Genomic DNA, 16,479 nt, shown 5'->3' on the forward strand with positions numbered 1-16,479 from the left:
CAAGCGGCTGCGCCCCCTGCTGCACGGCGGTGACGTGGTGCGCGGCGACCACCCGGATCCGGCGCTGTGGGTGCACGGGGTGGTGGCGCCGGACGCCGCGCGGGCGGTGTTCGCGCTGGTGCAGACGGCGACGAGCGTGCAGTCGCCGGTGGGGCGGGAACCTCAGGCGCCGCTGCCGAGCCCCGGCGGGACGGCTGTGTGCAGGGCCGAGACGAAGGCCGAGATGGCCGGGTGGGAGCCGGCGCCGGCGCGGAACGCGGCGCGGGTGCGGCGGTACATCGGCAGGCGGGTGAGGACGACGCCGGGCGGGGGCCCGGCCGTGCCCAGGTGGGGGACCAGGGCGACGCCCTGGCCGGCCGCCACCAGGGCCAGCACGGTGGTGAAGTCGTCGATCTGGTGCCGGATCCGGGGTGCGAAGCCCGCCGCCTCGCAGGCGCGGACGGCCATGGTGTGGCAGAGCGTGTCCGGCGGGGACATGATCCACGGTGCGCCGCGCTGCTCGGCGACGGTGCCCGGGGTGCGGGCGGCCAGGTACATGGGCTCGGTGAAGACCGGGCGGGTCACCGCGAGGCCCGGCTCCGGATCGGTCGGGACGAGGTCGTACTCGTGCACCAGCGCCACGTCCAGCTCGCCCGCCCGCAGCGCCGCGCCGACGGCCGCCGGGTCCACCTCGGTGACCATCGGCTCCAGCCCCGGGTGCCAGCCGGCCAGTTCGGCGAGCACCGCAGGGATGATCGCCCGGGCCGCCGAGGGGTAGGTGCCGATCCGCAGCGGACCGGCCAACCCCCGCTTGGCGTGGGCGAGTTCGGCGCCGGCCTGCTCCAGCAGGGCGAGCACCGCCTCGGCGTGCCGGACCAGGTTGCGCCCGGCCGGGGTGAGGGTGACCCGCCGCCCGGTGCGCTCCAGCAGCGGGACGCCCGCCTCCTTCTCCAGGACGGACAGCTGCTGGGAGACCGCCGAGGGGCTGAAGGAGAGTGCCTCGGCGACGGCCGCGATGGTGCCGAGGTGGGCGAGTTCGCGCAGCAGGCGCAGGCGTCGGACATCCAGCATCGGGCCAGCCTAGGGCCTGCCCGGAGACCCGCCCCGGAGACCCGGGTCCGAGGCCCTTCGCGGCCGAGCATCGGTTCAGCTTACGAGAAGCGTCGGAAACATGAACTGGACCTGGGCGATCGGCGGGCCGCAGGATCGTTGGCATGGAACTCAAGGGCATCCACATCCCCCTGATCACCCCCTTCGCCGCCGACGGCTCCGTCGCCCTCGACGCGCTGGAGAAGCTCGCGCACGAGGTCCTGGACGCCGGGGCGGCCGGACTGGTCGCGCTCGGCACCACCGGTGAACCGGCCGCGCTGACCGCCGAGGAGCGGGACGCGGTGGTGGACGTCGCCGCGGCCGCCTGCGCCGCGCGCGGGGCTCAGCTGACCGTCGGCGCCTCCGGCGGCGACACCCGGGCCGTCGGCGAGGCGCTGGCCGCGCTCGGCGCGCGGGTGCCGCAGGCGGCGGCGCTGGTCACCACGCCGTCCTTCGTCCGGGCCGGCGAGGCCGGGACGGTCGCGCACTTCCGGGCGCTGGCCGCGAGCAGCCCGCTGCCGCTGCTCGTCTACCACATCCCGTACCGCACCGGGCAGCAGCTCTCCACCGCCGCGCTGCGCGAACTCGCCGCGATCGAGGGCGTGGTGGGCGTCAAGTACGCGACCGGCGGGCTGGACCAGACGGCCGCCGAGCTGCTCGCCGACACCCCCGAGGGGTTCGCCTTCCTCACGGGCGAGGACGCCTACCTCTCGCCGATGCTGGCGCTCGGCGCGGCCGGCGGCATCCTCGCCTCCGCGCACCTGGCGACCGCCCGGTTCGTCGAGCTGGTCGAGGCCTGGCAGGCCGGGGACGTGGAGCGGGCGCGGGCGCTCGGGCACCGGCTGACCGGGCTGGCGCTGTCCGCCTTCACGGCGCCGAATCCGACGGTGACCAAGGGCGTGCTGCACGCCCAGGGCCGCATCCCGACCCCGGACGTGCGGCTGCCACTGCTGCCGGCCGGGGAGGCGGAGGTCCGCGCCGCACTGGCCCTCGCCAGTGGTCTGGACCAGTAGGCGCGCTCTCACACCGTGGAACACCAGGCCGTCCCACCCGCGTGACAAGGCATGATGGGCAGAGTGCGGCTGTGAACAGCACCATTCAGAGGAGTAGTCGGAGATGAAGATCGGCATTGTCGGTGCCACCGGCCAGGTCGGCGGCGTGGTCCGCGAGATCCTGGCGGAGCGCGCCGGACTTCCCGGTGGAATCGGCCCCGTGGAGCAGCTGCGGCTGTTCGCCTCGGCCCGCTCGGCCGGGCGCACGCTGCCCTGGCAGGGCACCGAGGTCACCGTCGAGGACGCGGCCACGGCCGACTACACCGGCCTGGACATCGTGATCTTCTCGGCCGGCGGCTCGACCTCCAAGGCCCTGGCCCCCAAGGTCGCCGCGGCCGGTGCCGTGGTGATCGACAACTCCTCCGCCTGGCGCCGCGACCCCGAGGTCCCGCTGGTCGTCTCCGAGGTCAACCCCGAGGCCATCGCGGACCGCCCCAAGGGCATCATCGCCAACCCGAACTGCACCACCATGGCCGCCATGCCCGTGCTGCGCCCGCTGCACGAGGAGGCCGGCCTGGCCGCACTCGTCGTCTCCACCTACCAGGCCGTGTCCGGCAGCGGTGTGGCCGGCGTCGCCGAGCTCCAGGACCAGGCCGCCAAGGTCGTGGACGGCGCCGCCGCGCTCGCCCACGACGGCGGTGCCGTCGAGTTCCCCGCACCCAAGGTCTACCAGCGGCCGATCGCCTTCAACGTGGTCCCGCTGGCCGGCTCCCTCGTGGACGACGGCTCCAACGAGACCGACGAGGAGCAGAAGCTCCGCCACGAGAGCCGCAAGATCCTCGGCATTCCCGCCCTGAAGGTCGCCGGCACCTGCGTGCGCGTCCCGGTCTTCTCCGGCCACTCGCTGCAGATCAACGCCCGCTTCGAGCGCCCGATCAGCCCCGAGCGCGCCGTCGAGCTGCTCAGCGGCGCCCCCGGCGTCGAGCTGTCCGACATCCCCACCCCGCTCCAGGCCGCCGGCCAGGACCCGAGCTACGTCGGCCGCATCCGGGTGGACGAGACGGTGGACAACGGCCTGTCGCTGTTCGTCTCGAACGACAACCTGCGCAAGGGCGCAGCCCTGAACGCCGTCCAGCTGGCCGAGCTGGTCGCCGCCGAGCTCAAGGGCTGAGCCCCACCGGCCGACCACCGGCGTCCGCCGGTCGGAGCACCGCTGCGTGACCTCGGGCGGGCCTCGTCGTTGAACGGGGCCCGCCTTCTTTGTCCGCCGCCCCGTCGCTCCACGTCGGGCCGGCTGTTGCCGGACCGGGACAACCGGCGAGGTTCGGCAGACGAACCGCGGGTAAAAGGTGACCCAACGATCGGGCGACGACGGGGGCCCCTCACCTCGGCACGCCCGGACGGCGGGCGGACCGCCCATTCCCGAATCGACCCACCCGACTGATTCCGAGGGCGAGCGAAAAGAGGTGCGCGATGGACCGCTGTGTCGTCCTGGTGGACGCCGGATACCTGCTGGGCGCCGCCGCCAGCCTGCTCGCGGGGGATCCGTCCCGCTCCAAGGTCACCGTGAACCACACGGCCCTGATCACCGCGCTGCGAGAGCGCGCCGAGGCCGAGACCGGGCTGCCGCTGCTGCGGATCTACTGGTTCGACGCCGCGCCCGACCGGCGCCCGATGCCCGAGCACCGGCGGCTGAGGGTGCTGCCCAGGGTCACCGTACGGCTCGGCGCGCTCACCCGGGCCGAGGGACGCTGGGTGCAGAAGGGCGTGGACGCCGCGATGCACGCCGAACTCTCCGAACTCGCCCGCAACCGGGCCTGCGCCGACGTCGTGCTGATCACCGGCGACGGGGACCTGCTGCCCGGCATGATGACCGCCAAGGAACACGGGGTGGCCGTCCACCTGTGGGCCCTCCAGGCCGCCGACGGCGACTTCAACCAGTCCGAGGACCTGGTCGGCGAGGCGGACGAGCGGCGGGTGCTGGACCGGGAGTGGATCGAGGGGTCCTTCTCGCTGCGCGAGCACTCCAGCATGTTCCCGGCCCAGGGGGCCCGGCAGGAGATCGCCAAGATCCTCGCCGCCCCGCCCGCCGCGCTGCCCACCGTGGTGCCGCCGGTGGTCCGGCCCGCTGCCGCGGCCGAGGCCCCGGCGAGCGCCGCACCCGCCGCCAACGGGGGGCCGCAGCCGGCCGCGGCCGCGCTCAAGGTCGTACCGACGCCGAAGGACCTGGCCGGGCGGGCCTCCTCGGTCACCCCGATCACCCCGGTGGCGAACGGCACCAACGGGCACGGCGCGAACGGGCACGGCGCGAACGGGCACGGCGCGAACGGGCACGGGGCGAACGGGCACGGGGCCGTCGCGCAGACCGGTCCGGTGCTGCGATGGTCCTCCGACCGGGGCTGGGTGGACCGGCCCGCCCCGGAGCCCGCCGTCACCGCCGGCGACAGCCTGCCCACCCTCGCCCAGCTCACCACCGCCGAGCAGCGCTGGGCCGACCGCGAGGAGGACATCACCTCCATCGGCGGCGACGCCCACGAAGTCGGGCAGGTCTTCGCCCGCCGCTGGAGCGAACGCGTCGGCGACGCCGAAAGACTCACCACGCTCTGGCCCGACTACCCGCGCATCCCGCACCGGGTGGACGGCGAGCTGCTGCGCTACGCCGCCCGCTTCGGGCTGCTGGCGCACAAGGACGACCAGATCGACGAGCACGACCGCTACGCCATCCGGGCCGGGTTCTGGAAGGAACTGGCGGCGCGGGTGCCGGGCGGGTCGATGGTCGTCGACGACTGAGCCGGTCGATCCGCCGGCCGATCCGCCGGCCGGGGGGCGGAGCCGGGCCCCGTTGTCCGGTTCGCCCGTATGAGCGCGTAGAGTCTTCGGTCGTGAACGAGACGGCCGGGCGAGCACCCGAGGAACCCCTGCCGTGCGTGGCCGTGCGCGACCTGGTCAGGACCTACCGCAGCGGGCGCGGCGCGGCCGCCGGCGAGATCCGGGCCAACGACGGGATCAGCCTCACCGTGCGGCCGGGCGAGATCTTCGGGCTGCTCGGGCCCAACGGGGCCGGGAAGTCGACGCTGGTGCGCCAGCTCACCGGGCTGCTGCGCCCCGACTCGGGATCCGTGGAACTCTTCGGCCACGACATCGTGCGGCACCCCGAGCGGGCCGCGCGGCTGCTCGGCTACCTCGGGCAGGAATCCACCGCGCTGGACGAACTGACGGTGGCGCTCGCCGCCGAGACCACCGGGCGGCTGCGCGGACTCACCCGGGCGCAGGCCCGGAGTGCGGCGGCGGACGTCCTGGCCGAACTCGGGCTGGAGCCGATCGCCGGCCGGCCGCTCGCCAAGCTGTCCGGCGGACAGCGGCGGCTCGCCTGCTTCGCGGCCACCCTGGTGGGGGAGCGGCCGCTGCTCGTCCTGGACGAGCCCACCACCGGGATGGACCCCGTCGCCCGGCGGGCCGTGTGGAGCGCCGTGGACCGGCGCCGCGCGGAGCACGGGACGACGGTGCTGCTGGTCACCCACAACGTGATCGAGGCGGAGACGGTGCTCGACCGGGTCGCCGTGGTGGACGACGGCCGGGTGATCGCCTGCGACACGCCCGGCGGGCTCAAGGCGCTGGTGGACGGCGACGTCCGGCTCGACCTGGTCTGGCGGGACGAGGCGCCGCTCGGCGTGCCCGCCGTCGCCGCGCTGCGCGAACGGGCCGAGCGCACCGGGCGCCGCTGGACCGTCCGCACCACCCCCGAGCAGGCCCGCGAACTGGTCGCCGCCGTCACCACCGGCCCGGCCTTCGCCGCGCTCGACGACTTCACCCTTGCCACCCCGAGCCTTGAGGACGCCTACCTCAAGCTGGGCGGCCGCCACGGAGGACTGGCCAAGTGACGCTGCTCTCGGTGCCCCCGCGGACCGACCGGTCCACGGCCGCCCCCGCCCCGCTCGCCCCCGCGGCCAGGCTGCTGCCGGCGCTCGCGGCCGTCTACCGGGCGCAGCTCGCCCGGGCGCGGGTGGCGCGCATCCCGCTGCTGTTCGTGGCCACCTTCCAGTCCGTGGGCATCCTGGTGATGATGCGGGGCGTGGTGGACGCCGGGCAGTCCTCGGAGGCGCGGTCGGTGGTCGCCGGGTCGAGCGTGCTGGTGGTGGCGTTCGTCGCGCTGAACCTGCTCGCCCAGTACTTCGGCAAGCTGCGGGCCACCGGAGGGCTCGACCACTACGCGACCCTGCCGGTGCCGGCCGCCTCGGTGGTCCTGGGGTCGGCCGCCGCGTACGCCTCCTTCACCCTGCCGGGGACGGTCGCCACGGCGGCGATCGGGGCGGTGATGTTCGGGCTGCCGCTCGGGCAGCTGTGGGTGCTGCTGGCGGTCGTGCCGCTGGCCGGGGCCGCGCTGTCGGGGCTGGGGGCGGCCTGCGGGCTGCTGGCACCGCGGCAGGAGATCGCGACGATGCTCGGACAGCTCGGGATGTCGGCCGCCCTGCTGCTGGGCGTGCTGCCGGTGGACCACCTGCCGCAGCCGGTGCAGTGGCTGCGGGACCTGTTGCCGTCCACGTACGGGGTGGACGCCTTCGCGCGGACCTTCACGCCCGATCCGGACTGGGCGCTGGTCCTCGGGGACCTGGCGGTCTGCGCAGGGGTGGGCGTGGTGTCGCTGGCCGTCGCCACGTGGGCGTACCGGCGGGCGGTCTCGCGGTAGGCCGTTTCCCGGCAGGCCGTTTCGTGGCAGGGCACCGAGTGGGTGTGGTGGGTCGTTCGAGTGGCCGTCGTGAAACGATGGGGCCTGTGACCGTACCGAACACACCTCCGGATCCCGCGCCCGCCGATGTGCAGGCCGTGCCGGACGCAGCGTCCGACCCGTTCGCGCCTCCGCAGGGGGGCACCGCCCTCGGGCACGGGACGACCCCGCTGGGGCAGCGGCTGCTGCCGGAGGTCCGGGTCGGGGCCGGCGTCGTGATCGCCTGCCTGGTGGCCGGTCTGGTGGTGGCCGGGCTGTGGGCCTGGCTGGCGCCGAAGGTGCCGCTGGTGGTGGACGGGGACCGCATCCTCTACGCGGACCCCGAAGGGGAGCAGCGGGCCGGGGCCGACGCGCTGTTCGTGCTCATCGGCCTGGGGGCCGGCATCGTGACCGCGCTCGGGGCCTTCCTGGTCACCCGTCGGCGCGGCGGCGGCATCTGCGTCGCGCTGGGGCTGACCATCGGCGGGCTGCTCGGATCGGTCGGGGCCTGGCGGATCGGGCGGTGGCTCGGGCCGAGCAGCGACCTGATCGGCGAGGCCCGGAGGGTCGGCGACGGCGGGCACTTCGACGCGAGCATCGACCTGGGGGCGATGGGAGCGCTGCTGGTGTGGCCGATGACGGCGATGGTGGTGCTGCTCCTGCTCTCCGCGGCGTTCGGGAAGCGGGAGGAGGACCCGCCGCCGTACTGGGGGGCTCCGACGGGGGCGTCTGCGGCGGGGGCTCCGCTGGGGCCGTGGGACGGGCCGGGGCCGAAGACGGAGAGCGGCACGAAGACGGAGAGCGGCACGGAGACGGAGAGCGGCACGGAGACGGGGCGCGGCACGGGGCACTGAGCGTCGCCGGGTGCGGGGCGGTGCCTTCCGCCCCGCACGGTTCCCCGGGCCCCTGCTGTGAGGGCGCGGGGTGGTCTCAGCGGGCGATGGGGGCGGTGCGGGCCCCGGTGAGGGAGACGAGGTCGGTGGGGGCGAGCTCGACTTCGAGTCCGCGGCGGCCCGCCGAGACGTAGATGGTGGGGTGGCCGAGCGCGCTGGCGTCGAGGACGGTGCGCAGCGGGCGGCGCTGGCCCAGCGGTGAGATGCCGCCGCGGACGTAGCCGCTGCTGCGCTCGGCGGCGGCCGGGTCGGCCATGGCGGCGCGCTTGCCGCCGACGGCCGCAGCCAGAGCCTTGAGGTCGAGCTGGCCGGTGACCGGGACCACGCCGACCGTGAGGGTGCCGTCCACGTCGGCGACGAGGGTCTTGAAGACCCGCTCGGGGGCGATGCCGAGCACCTCGGCGGCCTCGCCGCCGTAGGAGACGGCGGCCGGGTCGTGGTCGTAGGCGTGCACGGTGAACGGGACGGCGGCGGCTTCCAGGGCGACGGTGGCGGGTGTGCCCTGGCCGCCCTTCCTGGTCTTCCTGGCCATGCGGGGTCCTCGGGGTCCTCGGTCAGTTGGGGCTGAAGGACTGGCGGGTGAGGTCGACGGCGGGCAGCGAGGGCAGCCAGCTGAGGACGGCGGTCTCGCGGCGCAGCAGGTCGAGTTCGGCGCGCAGCCGCTGGGCGGTGTCCGGGCAGGCGAGCAGCTGCTGCTTGACCGGCGTCTCGAACACCGAGGCGGCGGCGACCAGGTAGGAGAGCACCTGGGGGTCGTCCGGGAGGTCCTGGTGGCCGACGGTGCTGGCCTCGCGGGCACCGGCCAGGCGCTTCTGGTAGACCCGGAACGCCCGCTCGACCTCGGAGGCCAGCGCGCCGGAACCCTCGCCGGGGCGCTCCTCGATCGGCTCGATCTCGCCGGTCAGGTACGGGCCGGAGACGTCCACCGAGCACAGCCGGAACCGGGTCGTGCCGGTGACCAGCAGCTCGTAGTGGCCGTCCGGCTGGTGCTGGACGGAGGCGACGTCGGCGACGCAGCCGATGCGGAAGATCGCCTCCAGCGGGTCCCCGGTGACGGTGCCGAGGCCGTCCAGCGGACCGGCCGGGCCCTCCTCGGGCCTGACCGGAGCGACCTCCCGGCCGTCCTTGATCGCGAGCACGCCGAACCGCCGGGGGGTGTCCTCGGACTGTTCGAGCAGGTCGGCGACCAGACGGCGGTAGCGCTCCTCGAAGACGTTCAGGGGCAGCACCAGGCCCGGGTAGAGCACGGTGTTCATCGGGAAGAGCGGCAGCCGTTCTGTCACGGCGGACAGCGTAGTTCCCCGGACGGGGGCCTTGTCGCGCGGTTGACGGTCAACCGCGCTGGAGCATCCGGGTGGCGCCGGCGACGACCGTGGAGGCGAGCAGCCAGCCGATGACGACCAGCCCGGCGGAGATCCACTGGGTGAGGCCGCCGGGGTTCCAGCCGCCCTGGTTGAGGTCCACGATCGGCAGCAGCTGGTTGAGGGTGTAGAGCACCGGGTTCCAGTGCGGGCGCTCGTCGGCCTTGAGCGGCTCCAGCGGGTGGGTGGCGAACCAGAGGCTGCCGAGGATCCAGGCGAGCAGCAGCCACAGGCCGGCCCGGCCCGGACGGTAGCCGTAGCCGACGGTGGCGTCCTGCACCGCGCCCCAGACCCGGGCGGGCAGCGGCAGGGTACGGCGGCGCCGGCGCTGCTTGGCGTAGAGCACCTCGCGGGCGTCGTCGTCGGCGCCGTCGCGGCGCAGGGCGGCGGCGAGCTGCTCGTAGGACTCGGGCTGGAAGTCCACCGAGGAGCCCTCCAGCCAGGCGATCCGCTGCCGGACGGTGAAGGCGGTGATCGGGCGCAGGTTCTCGTACACGAAGCCGGTGAGGCCCAGGTGCTTGCCCAGCGGCCAGGCCTCCGGGTCGTCGACCAGGTTGCCGACCCGGGCGCGGGAGAGCGAGACCTTGCCGGTGGGACGGGACTTGCAGGAGAAGCGCAGCTCGGGGGTCTGGATGCGGCGCAGGGCGAGTTCGTCGTCACCCTCCAGGTGGAACTCGCCGGAGATCAGGCAGGCGCTGTCGAAGCGGGAGTCGGAGAGGCGGACCTGGCCCCAGGCGCGGAACGGGGTGATGGGACCGTCGGGCGCCGGGACCCGGCCGTAGCCGGAGCCGTAGTAGCCGCGGGAGTCGGCCCAGCCGTTGTCGGCGGAGCCGGTCAGGTAGAGGGTGTGGCCGACGCTGACGCGCACGGCGTTGAGGCAGACGCGGTTCTTCTGCGGGACGGCGCGCAGCTGGGCGCCGCGCAGCGAGAGCCGGCCGCCTATGCGGGCCGTGCGTATGCTCAACTCGCCGTTCGTCTCCAGTCGTTCGGCCTCGAAGTCCTGGTTGACGGTGATCCCGTCGGCGGAGATGGCGCGGGCGTAGCGGTCGCCGCCGACCACGGTCTGGTTGAGCAGCAGGTCGGTGCCGATCTTGGAGTCGGTGAGCCGGATGCCCTCGGGGACGCGGCAGCGGGCCAGGTGGAGGTCGCCGGTGGTGGAGAGCCGGGAGGCCTCCAGCCGGGGGATCAGGCAGCTCACGAAGCGCAGCGTCGAGGCCGCGGCCTCGGAGATGAGGATCTTCTGCTCGAAGCGGCAGCCCTGGAGCTCGACGTAGCGGTCGATGGTGGCGCCGGCCAGCGTGAGCGGGCCGGTGACCAGCACGCCGCTGAGCCGCAGCGAGGCGACCCGCCCGGGAGCGGGCTTCGGGCCGGCCAGCAGCAGGTGGGCGAGCACCTCGGCGCGGACGGTGCGCTCGGGGCCCCAGAGGGCGTCGCCGAAGGGGTCGTCGGTGTCCGCCGCGCCGGTCCGCAGGTCCAGGATCCCGCCCTGGCGGTAGGCCTCCCAGAGCCTCTGCTCGACCCCGTCCCAGCCCTCCGGAGCGCGCTCCGCCATGGTTTCCCCCGTCCCCCCGGTCGTCTCGCCTTTCGTATCACGGACTGAAATACGGGACCAGCGGTTCCGGCCACTCCTTACACTGGGTGGCGTGATCTCTCGAATCGACCTCCGCGGCTCGCTGGACGACCCGCGTGACCTGCTGCCCCGTGCCGAGTTCGACGTCGCGGCCGCCCTGGAGAAGGTGCGGCCGATCGCCGAGGACGTACGCCATCGCGGGGTCGCGGCGCTGATCGAGATCACCGAGCGCTTCGACGGCGTCCGGCTGGAGTCGACCAGGGTCCCGGCCGAGCAGCTGACCGCGGCGCTGGAGACGCTGGACCCGAGGGTGCGGGCCGCGCTGGAGGAGTCGATCCGCCGGGCCCGCGCCGTGCACGCCGACCAGCGCCGCACCGGGCACACCACCCAGGTGGTGCCGGGCGGCACGGTCACCCAGCGCTGGGTGCCGGTCGAGCGGGTCGGCCTGTACGTGCCGGGCGGGCTGGCGGTCTACCCGTCCTCCGTGGTGATGAACGTGGTGCCGGCCCAGGAGGCGGGTGTGAAGGGCATCGCGGTCACCTCGCCGCCGCAGAAGGAGTTCGGGGGCCGCGTCCACCCGACCATCCTGGCGGCCTGCGCCCTGCTCGGCGTGGACGAGGTCTACGCCGTCGGCGGCGCCCAGGCGGTCGCGATGTTCGCCCTCGGCACCGAGGAGTGCGAGCCGGTGAACATGGTCACCGGCCCCGGCAACATCTACGTGGCCGCCGCCAAGCGCTACTTCGCCGGCCGGATCGGCATCGACTCGGAGGCCGGCCCGACCGAGATCGCCGTCCTCGCCGACGACAGCGCACTGCCGAGCGACGTCGCCGCGGACCTGATCAGCCAGGCCGAGCACGGCCCGACCTCCGGCTCGGTGCTGGTCACCGACTCCCCGGCGCTGGCCGACGCCGTCGAGGCCGAGCTGGCCGTGCAGGTCGCGAAGACCAAGCACAGCGAGCGGGTGGCCGAGGCGCTGGGCGGCAAGCAGTCCGGCATCATCCTGGTCGACGACCTGGAGCAGGGCCTCGCCGTGGTCAACGCGTACGCGGCCGAGCACCTGGAGGTCCAGACCCGCGACGCGCACGCGGTGGCGGCCCGGGTGGTCAACGCCGGCGCGATCTTCATCGGCCGTTGGACCCCGGTCTCGCTGGGCGACTACGCGGCCGGCTCCAACCACGTGCTGCCGACCGGCGGCTGCGCCTGCCACTCCTCCGGGCTGTCGGTGCAGACCTTCCTGCGCGGCGTCCAGGTCGTCGAGTACGACCGGGACGCGCTCGCGGACGTCGCCGCGCACGTGGTCACCCTGGCGAACGCGGAGGACCTGCCGGGGCACGGGGACGCGATCAAGGCACGTTTCGTCGGAGACGAACGGAACTGGCACAGCGACTGGACGGTGTCGGGCTCGTGACTCCCGTGACTCGCATCGACGACCTGCCCATCCGGGACGAGCTGCGCGGCCAGTCCCCGTACGGCGCGCCGCAGCTGGACGTGCCCGTCCAGCTGAACACCAACGAGAACCCGTACCCGCTGCCCGAGGAGCTGGTGGCCCGGATCGCCGAGCGCGTCGCCGAGGCCGCCCGCGGGCTGAACCGCTACCCCGACCGGGACGCGGTCGAGCTGCGCGAGGGTCTCGCCGCGTACCTCGGGAAGACCACCGGCTTCCCGGTCCGGCGTGAGCAGGTGTGGGCCGCCAACGGCTCCAACGAGGTGCTCCAGCAGCTGCTGCAGACCTTCGGCGGCCCCGGCCGCAGCGCGCTCGGCTTCGAGCCCTCGTACTCGATGCACGCGCTGATCTCCCGGGGCACCGGCACCGCCTGGATCTCCGGCCCGCGCAACGAGGACTTCACCATCGACGTGGACGCCGCCGTCGCCGCCATCGCGGAGCACCGGCCGAACGTGGTCTTCATCTGCTCGCCGAACAACCCGACCGGCACCGCCGTGGACGCCGACACCGTGCTGCGGCTGTACGAGGCCGCGCAGGCCGCCCGGCCCAGCCTGGTGGTGGTGGACGAGGCGTACGTCGAGTTCTCGCACCGCGCCTCGCTGCTGCCGCTGATCGAGGGCCGCCCCGACCTGGTGGTCAGCCGCACCATGTCCAAGGCCTTCGGCGCGGCCGGGCTGCGCCTGGGCTACCTGGCCGCCGACCCGGCCGTGGTGGACGCGGTGCAGCTGGTGCGCCTGCCGTACCACCTGTCGGCCGTCACCCAGGCCACCGCGCTGGCCTGCCTGGAGCACACCGACACCCTGCTCGGGTACGTCGGGCGGCTCAAGGAGGAGCGCGACCGGCTGGTCGACGCGCTGCGCGGGATGGGCCTGGAGGTCACCGACTCGGACGCCAACTTCGTCCAGTTCGGCCGCTTCGCCGACACCCGCGCGGTGTGGCAGGCCATCCTCGACCAGGGCGTCCTGGTCCGCGACAACGGCGTCCCCGGGTGGCTGCGGGTCACCGCCGGCACGCCGGCCGAGAACGACGCCTTCCTGGACGCCGTCCGCACTGTGATCAAGGAGCTGTAACCCCCCATGTCCCGCATCGGACGCGTCGAGCGCACCACCAAGGAGACCTCGGTCCTGGTCGAGATAGACCTCGACGGCACCGGGAGGACCGACATCTCCACGGGCGTCGGCTTCTACGACCACATGCTCGACCAGCTCGGCCGGCACGGCCTGTTCGACCTCACTGTCAAGACCGACGGCGACCTGCACATCGACACCCACCACACCATCGAGGACACCGCCCTCGCGCTCGGCGCCGCCTTCAGGCAGGCGCTCGGCGACAAGGTGGGCATCTACCGCTTCGGCAACTGCACGGTGCCGCTGGACGAGTCGCTCGCCCAGGTCACCGTGGACCTCTCCGGCCGGCCGTACCTGGTGCACACCGAGCCCGAGGGCATCGCGCCGATGATCGGCTCGTACGACACCACGATGACCCGGCACATCCTGGAGTCCTTCGTGGCCCAGGCACAGATCGCGCTGCACGTCCACGTGCCGTACGGGCGCAACGCGCACCACATCGTGGAGTGCCAGTTCAAGGCGCTGGCCCGGGCGCTGCGCTACGCCGCCGAGCGCGACCCGCGCGCGGCCGGAATCCTTCCGTCGACCAAGGGTGCGCTGTGAGCAATACTGCGATGATCCTCATCTTCGTCGGCCTCTTCCTGGCCGGCGGAGTCATCTCCTTCTGGAAGCAGAAGCAGTCGAAGAGCGTCATCCTGGTGCTCGCCTTCGGCTCCGTGATGTGCCTGGCCTCCGGCCTCATGCGCCTGTAGACCCGCCGCCCGCCGCATAGAGACTGGACACCTGAACATGGGCAAGAACGTCGTCGTCCTCGACTACGGCTCCGGCAACCTCCGCTCGGCGCAGCGCGCCCTGGAGCGGACCGGAGCGGACGTCACCGTCAGCTCCGACTACGACACCGCGATGGCCGCGGACGGCCTGCTCGTCCCCGGCGTGGGCGCCTTCGAGGCCTGCATGCGCGGGCTCAAGTCCGTCCGCGGGGACTGGATCGTCGGCCGCCGGCTCGCGGGGGGCCGACCGGTCATGGGCATCTGCGTCGGCATGCAGATCCTCTTCGAGAAGGGGGTCGAGCACGGCGTGGAGACCGCCGGCTGCGACGAGTGGCCGGGCACCGTGGAGCCGCTGGAGGCCCCCGTCGTCCCGCACATGGGCTGGAACACCGTGGACGCGCCCGAGGAGAGCCGGATGTTCGCCGGCCTCGACCCGCAGACCCGCTTCTACTTCGTGCACTCCTACGGCGTGCGGCACTGGGAGCTGGAGACCCACAGCGCGCGGATCAACCCGCCGCTGGTCACCTGGGCCACCCACGGGCACCCGTTCGTCGCAGCCGTCGAGAACGGCCCGCTGTGGGCCACCCAGTTCCACCCCGAGAAGTCCGGCGACGCCGGCGCCGCCCTGCTGATCAACTGGGTCAACACCCTCTGACTGTCTGAGAGTTGGATCTGATGAGCCTCGAACTGCTGCCCGCCGTCGACGTCCGGGACGGTCAGGCCGTCCGCCTGGTCAAGGGCGCCTCCGGCACCGAGACCTCCTTCGGCGAGCCGCTGGCCGCCGCCCTCGCCTGGCAGAACGCCGGCGCCGAGTGGCTGCACCTGGTCGACCTGGATGCCGCCTTCGGGACAGGCAGCAACTACGAGCTGCTGCGCGAGGTCACCGGACAGCTGGACGTCAAGGTCGAGCTGTCCGGCGGCATCCGCGACGACGAGTCGCTGGCCCGCGCGCTCGCCACCGGCTGCACCCGGGTCAACCTCGGCACCGCCGCCCTGGAGGCCCCGGAGTGGGTCGCCAAGGCCATCGCCGAGCACGGCGACAAGATCGCCGTCGGCCTGGACGTGGTCGGCACCACCCTGCGCGGCCGCGGCTGGACCCGCGACGGCGGCCAGCTCTTCGACGTGCTGGCGCGCCTCGACCAGGAGGGCTGCGCCCGCTACGTCGTCACCGACGTCAACCGGGACGGCACCCTGACCGGCCCCAACCTCCAGCTGCTGCGCGACGTCTGCGCCGCGACGGACAAGCCCGTGGTCGCCTCCGGCGGCGTCTCCTCGCTGGACGACCTGCGCGCCATCGCCTCGCTCGTCGGCGAGGGTGTCGAGGGCGCCATCGTGGGCAAGGCACTCTACGAGCAGAAGTTCACCCTCGAAGAGGCCCTGGAGGCGGTTTCAGGATGACGGACGGTCCGATCGTACGCGGCAGGGTCGGCGGCTTCTCCCCCTGGGAGGACGAGTTCGGCTACTCCCGGGCGGTCGCCGCGGGTGACCACGTGCACGTGGCCGGCTCCACCGCCTGGGTGGACGGCCGGATCGAGCACGAGGGCGACCCGTACCGGCAGGCCCTCGCCGCGTTCGGCGTCGGGCTCCAGGCCCTGGCCGCGTACGGTCTGACCGTGGACGACGTGGTCCGCACCCGGATGTACATCACCCACGTCCGCGACGCCGAGGAGGTGGGCCGCGCCCACCGCGAACTCTTCGACGCCGCACGCCCGGTGGCCACCATGGTGGTGGTCGAGGGCCTGATCGACTCCCGGATGATGGTCGAGGTCGAGCTCGACGCCTACCGATCCGGGCTGGCAAAGACCCTGGAAGGCAAACAGCCGTGACCCTCGCAGTACGTGTCATCCCCTGCCTGGACGTGGACGCCGGGCGGGTGGTCAAGGGCGTCAACTTCCAGAACCTGCGCGACGCCGGCGACCCGGTCGAGATGGCCAAGCTCTACGACGCCGAAGGCGCCGACGAGCTGACCTTCCTCGACATCACCGCTTCCTCGGGCGACCGGGAGACCACCTACGACGTGGTCCGCCGCACCGCCGAACAGGTCTTCATCCCGCTGACGGTGGGCGGCGGCATCCGCGCCGTCGAGGACGTCGACAAGCTGCTGCGGGCCGGCGCCGACAAGGTGGGCGTCAACACGGCCGCCATCGCGCGGCCGGAGCTGATCCGCGAGATCGCCAAGCGGTTCGGGCGGCAGGTGCTGGTCCTCTCGGTGGACGCCCGGCGCTGCCCTCCCGGCACCGAGACCGAATCGGGCTACGAGGTCACCACGCACGGCGGCCGCCAGGGCACCGGCCTCGACGCCGTCGAATGGGCCGGCCGCGCCGCCGAGTCGGGGGCCGGCGAGATCCTGCTCAACTCGATGGACGCGGACGGCACCAAGGACGGCTACGACCTGGACATGATCCGGGCCGTGCGCAGGACCGTCTCCGTGCCGGTGATCGCCTCCGGTGGCGCGGGCAAGCTCGCGGACTTCGCGCCCGCCGTCGACGCGGGCGCGGACGCGGTGCTCGCCGCCAGCGTGTTCCACTTCGGGGACCTGCGGATCGGCGAGGTCAAGAGCGCGCTGCGGGAGGCCGGGCACCCGGTGCGGTGACCGCTCCGTACGGTTC

General features: G+C 73.7%; 18 protein-coding genes. 14 read left to right on the forward strand and 4 right to left on the reverse strand.

Going from position 1 to position 16,479, the window contains the following annotated elements; translation table 11 throughout:
- Positions 1–162: 162 nt before the first annotated feature.
- Positions 163–1,050 carry a LysR family transcriptional regulator gene (locus ACFU7Y_RS22080; protein WP_380769412.1) on the reverse strand — a complete coding sequence of 296 codons (888 nt, stop codon included), beginning with the start codon at positions 1,048–1,050 and terminating at the stop codon, positions 163–165.
- Positions 1,051–1,193: 143 nt separating this feature from the next.
- On the opposite strand from ACFU7Y_RS22080, the gene ACFU7Y_RS22085 reads away from it, so the two are divergent.
- The 6 genes from ACFU7Y_RS22085 (at position 1,194) to ACFU7Y_RS22110 (ending at position 7,619) form a co-directional block, all read left to right on the forward strand.
- Positions 1,194–2,081 carry a dihydrodipicolinate synthase family protein gene (locus ACFU7Y_RS22085; protein WP_380769413.1) on the forward strand — a complete coding sequence of 296 codons (888 nt, stop codon included), beginning with the start codon at positions 1,194–1,196 and terminating at the stop codon, positions 2,079–2,081.
- Positions 2,082–2,184: 103 nt separating this feature from the next.
- On the forward strand, positions 2,185–3,231 hold the full coding sequence (locus tag ACFU7Y_RS22090; RefSeq protein WP_224285108.1) for an aspartate-semialdehyde dehydrogenase: 1,047 nt from the start codon (positions 2,185–2,187) through the stop codon (positions 3,229–3,231).
- A 302-nt stretch (positions 3,232–3,533) separates the two neighbouring features.
- The gene (locus tag ACFU7Y_RS22095) at positions 3,534–4,850 is read left to right on the forward strand and encodes an NYN domain-containing protein (protein WP_380769414.1); all 1,317 of its coding nucleotides are present in this window, start codon (positions 3,534–3,536) and stop codon (positions 4,848–4,850) included.
- A 92-nt stretch (positions 4,851–4,942) separates the two neighbouring features.
- Positions 4,943–5,941 carry an ABC transporter ATP-binding protein gene (locus ACFU7Y_RS22100; RefSeq protein WP_224280636.1) on the forward strand — a complete coding sequence of 333 codons (999 nt, stop codon included), beginning with the start codon at positions 4,943–4,945 and terminating at the stop codon, positions 5,939–5,941.
- Positions 5,938–6,747, forward strand: a complete 810-nt coding sequence (locus ACFU7Y_RS22105) for an ABC transporter permease (protein ID WP_224280635.1) — start codon at positions 5,938–5,940, stop codon at positions 6,745–6,747. Before ACFU7Y_RS22100 ends, ACFU7Y_RS22105 begins: the two co-directional genes overlap by 4 nt.
- 137 nt (positions 6,748–6,884) lie before the next feature.
- Positions 6,885–7,619 carry a hypothetical protein gene (locus ACFU7Y_RS22110; protein ID WP_380769415.1) on the forward strand — a complete coding sequence of 245 codons (735 nt, stop codon included), beginning with the start codon at positions 6,885–6,887 and terminating at the stop codon, positions 7,617–7,619.
- Between the two features lie 76 nt (positions 7,620–7,695).
- Here ACFU7Y_RS22110 and ybaK read toward each other — a convergent pair whose 3' ends face one another.
- From ybaK to ACFU7Y_RS22125, 3 genes are read right to left on the reverse strand one after another with little or no spacing between them, the layout of a single operon-like run.
- Entirely contained in the window at positions 7,696–8,190 is a 495-nt protein-coding gene (gene ybaK, locus ACFU7Y_RS22115; RefSeq protein ID WP_380769416.1) for a Cys-tRNA(Pro) deacylase, read from the reverse strand.
- Positions 8,191–8,212: 22 nt separating this feature from the next.
- Positions 8,213–8,950, reverse strand: coding sequence for an LON peptidase substrate-binding domain-containing protein (locus ACFU7Y_RS22120; RefSeq protein ID WP_263454980.1), 738 nt, complete (start codon positions 8,948–8,950; stop codon positions 8,213–8,215).
- Positions 8,951–8,990: 40 nt separating this feature from the next.
- Positions 8,991–10,571, reverse strand: a complete 1,581-nt coding sequence (locus ACFU7Y_RS22125) for an oxidoreductase (RefSeq protein ID WP_224280632.1) — start codon at positions 10,569–10,571, stop codon at positions 8,991–8,993.
- Positions 10,572–10,662: 91 nt separating this feature from the next.
- Between ACFU7Y_RS22125 and hisD the strand changes: the two genes are divergently transcribed.
- The 8 genes from hisD to hisF are packed head-to-tail and all read left to right on the forward strand — an operon-like array spanning position 10,663 to position 16,463.
- The gene (gene hisD / locus ACFU7Y_RS22130; RefSeq protein WP_380769417.1) at positions 10,663–11,997 is read left to right on the forward strand and encodes a histidinol dehydrogenase; all 1,335 of its coding nucleotides are present in this window, start codon (positions 10,663–10,665) and stop codon (positions 11,995–11,997) included.
- 5 nt (positions 11,998–12,002) lie between these two features.
- Positions 12,003–13,103 carry a histidinol-phosphate transaminase gene (locus ACFU7Y_RS22135; protein WP_224280638.1) on the forward strand — a complete coding sequence of 367 codons (1,101 nt, stop codon included), beginning with the start codon at positions 12,003–12,005 and terminating at the stop codon, positions 13,101–13,103.
- A gap of 6 nt (positions 13,104–13,109) precedes the next feature.
- Positions 13,110–13,703, forward strand: a complete 594-nt coding sequence (hisB, locus tag ACFU7Y_RS22140; RefSeq protein ID WP_224280630.1) for an imidazoleglycerol-phosphate dehydratase HisB — start codon at positions 13,110–13,112, stop codon at positions 13,701–13,703.
- A gap of 11 nt (positions 13,704–13,714) precedes the next feature.
- A complete protein-coding gene (locus ACFU7Y_RS22145) occupies positions 13,715–13,852 on the forward strand; it encodes a hypothetical protein (RefSeq protein ID WP_224280629.1) in 138 nt (45 codons plus the stop codon).
- Between the two features lie 37 nt (positions 13,853–13,889).
- A complete protein-coding gene (gene hisH, locus ACFU7Y_RS22150) occupies positions 13,890–14,525 on the forward strand; it encodes an imidazole glycerol phosphate synthase subunit HisH (RefSeq protein WP_380769418.1) in 636 nt (211 codons plus the stop codon).
- A 20-nt stretch (positions 14,526–14,545) separates the two neighbouring features.
- Positions 14,546–15,268, forward strand: coding sequence for a bifunctional 1-(5-phosphoribosyl)-5-((5-phosphoribosylamino)methylideneamino)imidazole-4-carboxamide isomerase/phosphoribosylanthranilate isomerase PriA (gene priA, locus ACFU7Y_RS22155; protein ID WP_380769419.1), 723 nt, complete (start codon positions 14,546–14,548; stop codon positions 15,266–15,268).
- A complete protein-coding gene (locus ACFU7Y_RS22160) occupies positions 15,265–15,696 on the forward strand; it encodes a RidA family protein (protein ID WP_224280627.1) in 432 nt (143 codons plus the stop codon). The genes priA and ACFU7Y_RS22160 overlap by 4 nt, the downstream gene beginning before the upstream one ends.
- Positions 15,693–16,463 (forward strand): imidazole glycerol phosphate synthase subunit HisF, encoded by a 771-nt coding sequence (gene hisF / locus ACFU7Y_RS22165; RefSeq protein ID WP_224280626.1) that lies wholly within the window; start codon positions 15,693–15,695, stop codon positions 16,461–16,463. Before ACFU7Y_RS22160 ends, hisF begins: the two co-directional genes overlap by 4 nt.
- Positions 16,464–16,479: the final 16 nt, after the last annotated feature.

It is taken from the genome of Kitasatospora sp. NPDC057542 (assembly GCF_042801945.1).
GTDB lineage: Bacteria > Actinomycetota > Actinomycetes > Streptomycetales > Streptomycetaceae > Kitasatospora.